General features: G+C 57.8%; 3 protein-coding genes and 1 pseudogene. 1 reads left to right on the top strand and 3 read right to left on the bottom strand.

Going from position 1 to position 3074, the window contains the following annotated elements; all coding sequences use genetic code 11:
* Positions 1-110 precede the first annotated feature (110 nt).
* Positions 111-719, top strand: a complete 609-nt coding sequence (gene slmA / locus BIS10_RS18080; protein ID WP_083023197.1) for a nucleoid occlusion factor SlmA — start codon at positions 111-113, stop codon at positions 717-719.
* Positions 720-787: 68 nt separating this feature from the next.
* Here the strand turns inward: slmA and rpoH are convergent, their stop codons facing one another.
* The 3 genes and pseudogenes from rpoH to BIS10_RS18065 form a co-directional block, all read right to left on the bottom strand.
* Entirely contained in the window at positions 788-1657 is an 870-nt protein-coding gene (gene rpoH / locus BIS10_RS18075) for an RNA polymerase sigma factor RpoH (protein WP_253507447.1), read from the bottom strand.
* Between the two features lie 250 nt (positions 1658-1907).
* Complete coding sequence (gene ftsX / locus BIS10_RS18070; RefSeq protein WP_253507445.1) at positions 1908-2954, bottom strand: permease-like cell division protein FtsX; 1047 nt, start codon at positions 2952-2954, stop codon at positions 1908-1910.
* Positions 2951-3074, bottom strand: a pseudogene (locus BIS10_RS18065) (cell division ATP-binding protein FtsE); the annotation flags it as partial. The gene ftsX and the pseudogene BIS10_RS18065, both read right to left, overlap by 4 nt.

Here is a 3074-nt window from a genome sequence, read left to right as displayed (position 1 = left end):
ATATTATTGATGGCCGCGTTCCTCATGCGGTGCTACTGGAAATCTTTACCAACGCCGGGGTAGGCACCCTGATCACTGACGCAGGTTAATCGCGACGGAGGGCAAGAGTCATGAGTGACGATCGCAAACCTCGCCGCCGCGAGCAAATTCTGCAGGCGTTAGCCATCATGCTGGAAGAGGACAGTGGCAAGCGGATCACCACGGCCGCACTGGCGCGCCAAGTGGGCGTTTCCGAAGCGGCGCTGTATCGCCACTTCCCCAGCAAGGCGCGCATGTTCGAGGGACTGATCGACTTCATCGAAGAGAGCATTTTCGCACGCATTACCCGCATTCTGGATGACATCCCCGACGCCACGACCCGCTGCGGGACGATTCTCTCGCTCCTGCTCGGGTTTGCCGAGAAGAACCCCGGGCTTGCCAGGGTGCTAGGGGGCGATGTGCTCACCGGTGAAACCGCACGGCTGCGCCAGCGGGTACACCAGCTCTTCGAGCGCCTGGAAACCCAGCTCAAGCAGGTGCTGCGGGAAGCCGAGCTGCGCGAAGGGCTACGCACCAACATTTCCGCCTCGGCCGCAGCCAACTTACTGATCGCCCAAGCCGAGGGGCGTATTTCTCAATATGTACGTAGCGACTTCAAACGCTTGCCCACCGAATATTGGGACGACCAGTGGACACTACTCTCTGGCCAGCTGTTAAGAACCACTGTACAGCCAGCTTAATAGAGAAAAACGAAAACGCCCCGAAGGTACGGCACCTTCGGGGCGTTTTGTTGCGCGACAAAATAGCATTACGCAGCGATAGCGGCGTCGCCCATTTTCTGGCGCAGTTTCTTCATGGCGTTCTTCTCGAGCTGGCGAATACGCTCGGCGCTGACGCCGTACACATCGGCCAAATCGTGCAGCGTTGCTTTATCATCGGTGAGCCAACGGCGCTGCAGGATATCCCGCGAACGATCATCCAATCCCTTCAGCGCCAGCTGCAAGCGACGAGTAGAGTCTTCTTCAAAATCGCTGTCTTCGAGCTGCGTCGCAGGGTCGGCGGACGCATCGTCGAGGAAGTAAGCCGGCGCTTGGTAGGTGCTCTCTTCATCGTCGCTTGGCGAGGCATCATAACCTGCATCAAACGCTGAGAGGCGGCCTTCCATATCGCGCACGATTTCAGGCTTCACATCAAGGTCTTTGGCGATGGCATCCACTTCGTCATTATTCAGCCATGCCAAACGCTTTTTCGCGCTGCGCAGGTTGAAGAACAGCTTGCGCTGGGCTTTGGTGGTGGCGATTTTAACAATGCGCCAGTTACGCAGCACAAACTCATGAATCTCTGCCTTGATCCAATGCACGGCAAACGACACTAGGCGCACGCCCTGGTTAGGGTCGAAACGCTTGACCGCCTTCATCAGGCCAACATTACCTTCCTGAATCAGATCTGCCTGCGGCAGGCCGTAGCCTGAATAGCTACGGGCAATATGCACCACAAAACGCAGGTGCGAAAGCACCAAGCGGCGCGCCGCTTCCAGGTCGCCTTCATCATAAAGACGAAACGCCAGCTCGCGCTCTTCCTCGACGCTCAGCACAGCGATGCCATTCACCGCTTGAATATAGCCCCCCAGGTCGTTGCCTGGTGAAAGCTGTCCCACCGGTAGAAGACTAGTGCTCATGTGCAGGTGGTCTCCCTTAAAACCTATCGTGGTTGACGTGTCGGCCTAACATTATAAAACGTGCTGCCAAACGTCCTGAATTAACTTATAAGACCTTAGTAGAAGCTTAAGGTTCAAACGACCGATGCATTCACTGCATAAGTCGCAAAACGGGGGTAGAAATTCCCGTTATCGACCGCATAACACAGCATACTGCTAAATATATGACTCACATGTAAACCTATGATGACATAAATGCTGCCTACATGCGTTAACGCGGGCGAATGCTGGAGAGATGGCGTGTTACGGCAAGCCATGCGCCCAGCCAGCCAAGTAGTGTACTGCAAGATAGCAGAATTGTAGAGCCTGTCACATCTAGCTGCGGCAAGGTGAAGCTGGCACCGTAGCTGGCCGCCAGCGCCGCTACCGGCAGTGAGAGCCAGTGATTACCCAACCCTAACAGGCCCAAGGCCAGCAGCCCGCCGCCAACGCCGTACCAGGCACCGCTATACAGGAAAGGCCGACGCACGAAGGCGTGAGTGGCGCCAATCAGCATTACCACCTCAATTTCGCGGCGACGGCTCTCCACCGCCAAGCGAATGGTGTTTCCCACCACCAGCAGCACGCCAAAACCGAACAGCACGCCCAGGGCAAGCGCCATGCGGCGACCTAGATCCGCTAAATGGCGCAGCCGCTCTACCCAGGCTAAATCAACGCGCACTTCGTCAATACCGGACAAACCCTCTAACCGCTGGGCTAGTCCAGCCATGGCGGCGGGGTCCACATTTTGCGGGGAAATGACGATGCTCGTAGGAAGAGGGTTATCGTCCAGTCCTGCGAGAGTATCATCGACACCCAGCGCCTGTTGAAAATCCGCCATGCCCTGCTCCGGGCTAATCAATCGCGTCTTGGCAACGCCGTCATCAGCGGCAACGGCTTCCTCAATCCGAGCCGCCTGTGCCTCATCAATACTCATTTCCAAATAAACGGTAAGCGTGGCGCTTTCATCCAGCTCCGCATCCAGCAGTTTGGCGCTATCCAGGGTAAGCCACAGCGCGGCGGGGAGCACTAGGGCAATGGCAATCGCCAGCATCGTGAGCAAGTTACCCAGCGGATGGCGCACCAGCCGGTAGAGGCTATCCAGCGCCATGGCGCGGTGGTGCCGCCCCCAGGCACGCAAGCGGCTGCTAAAACGTGTTTGCTGAGCGCGCGCCCCACTGCGAGGGGCTGTTTCCGAGGCAGGCGCGGCGGGCTTGGGTGTTTGGCGCTTACCCCGAGGGGCGGCACCGCTTTGGCGAGTATTGGCTGAGCGCTTCATGCAGCCCCCTCATCGGCGACTAAACGACCGTCCTGCAGACGCAGGATGCGGTGGTGCAGGCGGGCAATCAGCGCCAAATCGTGGCTAGCGATCATGACCGTAGTGCCGATACGGTTGAAG

This window comes from Halomonas sp. 707B3, from assembly GCF_024158645.1.
In the GTDB taxonomy this organism is placed as follows: Bacteria; Pseudomonadota; Gammaproteobacteria; order Pseudomonadales; family Halomonadaceae; genus Vreelandella; species Vreelandella lionensis.
Note: the sequence above shows the minus strand (reverse complement) of the source record. Positions and strands in the feature narration are given on the sequence as shown.